Below are 1,391 nucleotides of genomic sequence, written 5' to 3' on the forward strand. Positions count from 1 at the left end.
CACGAAGCAATCGGAAGTGGTTCCAAGAAAAGCCTCTAAGCTTCAGTCATACGAGACCGTACCGCAAACCGACACAGGTGGGCGAGATGAGTATTCTAAGGCGCTTGAGAGAACTCGGGAGAAGGAACTCGGCAAATTGGTACCGTAACTTCGGGAAAAGGTACGCCCCGGTAGCTTGAATGGTTTACTCCATGAGGGTGAAAGGGTTGCAATAAACTGGTGGCTGCGACTGTTTAATAAAAACACAGCACTCTGCAAACACGAAAGTGGACGTATAGGGTGTGACGCCTGCCCGGTGCTGGAAGATTAAATGATGGGGTGCAAGCTCTTGATTGAAGTCCCAGTAAACGGCGGCCGTAACTATAACGGTCCTAAGGTAGCGAAATTCCTTGTCGGGTAAGTTCCGACCTGCACGAATGGCGTAACGATGGCCACACTGTCTCCTCCCGAGACTCAGCGAAGTTGAAATGTTTGTGATGATGCAATCTACCCGCGGCTAGACGGAAAGACCCCATGAACCTTTACTGTAGCTTTGCATTGGACTTTGAACCAATCTGTGTAGGATAGGTGGGAGGCTTTGAAGCGGGGACGCTAGTTCTCGTGGAGCCAACCTTGAAATACCACCCTGGTTTGTTTGAGGTTCTAACCTTGGTCCGTTATCCGGATCGGGGACAGTGCATGGTAGGCAGTTTGACTGGGGCGGTCTCCTCCTAAAGTGTAACGGAGGAGTTCGAAGGTACGCTAGATACGGTCGGACATCGTGTTGATAGTGCAATGGCATAAGCGTGCTTAACTGCGAGACTGACAAGTCGAGCAGGTACGAAAGTAGGACATAGTGATCCGGTGGTTCTGTATGGAAGGGCCATCGCTCAACGGATAAAAGGTACTCTGGGGATAACAGGCTGATTCCTCCCAAGAGTTCATATCGACGGGGGAGTTTGGCACCTCGATGTCGGCTCATCACATCCTGGGGCTGTAGCCGGTCCCAAGGGTATGGCTGTTCGCCATTTAAAGTGGTACGTGAGCTGGGTTTAAAACGTCGTGAGACAGTTTGGTCCCTATCTGCCGTGGGCGTTGGAAATTTGAAGGGGGCTGCTCCTAGTACGAGAGGACCGGAGTGGACGAACCTCTGGTGTACCGGTTGTCACGCCAGTGGCATTGCCGGGTAGCTAAGTTCGGAAGAGATAACCGCTGAAAGCATCTAAGCGGGAAACTTGCCTTGAGATGAGATTTCCCAGAGCCTTGAGCTCTTTGAAGGGTCGTTCGAGACCAGGACGTTGATAGGCTGGGTGTGGAAGTGCAGTAATGCATTAAGCTAACCAGTACTAATTGCCCGTACGGCTTGTCCCTATAACCTTAGCAGGTACAGAGGATAAGACGGTACAACGTTG

General features: G+C 51.3%; 1 rRNA gene. It reads left to right on the forward strand.

Annotated features, from left to right (window positions below):
• Nucleotides 1-1,350 (forward strand): 23S ribosomal RNA (locus KO539_RS29780); the annotation flags it as partial.
• Between the last annotated feature and the right edge of the window lie 41 nt (nucleotides 1,351-1,391).

The organism is Janthinobacterium sp. NKUCC06_STL, from assembly GCF_019345455.1.
In the GTDB taxonomy this organism is placed as follows: domain Bacteria; phylum Pseudomonadota; class Gammaproteobacteria; order Burkholderiales; family Burkholderiaceae_D; genus Janthinobacterium; species Janthinobacterium rivuli.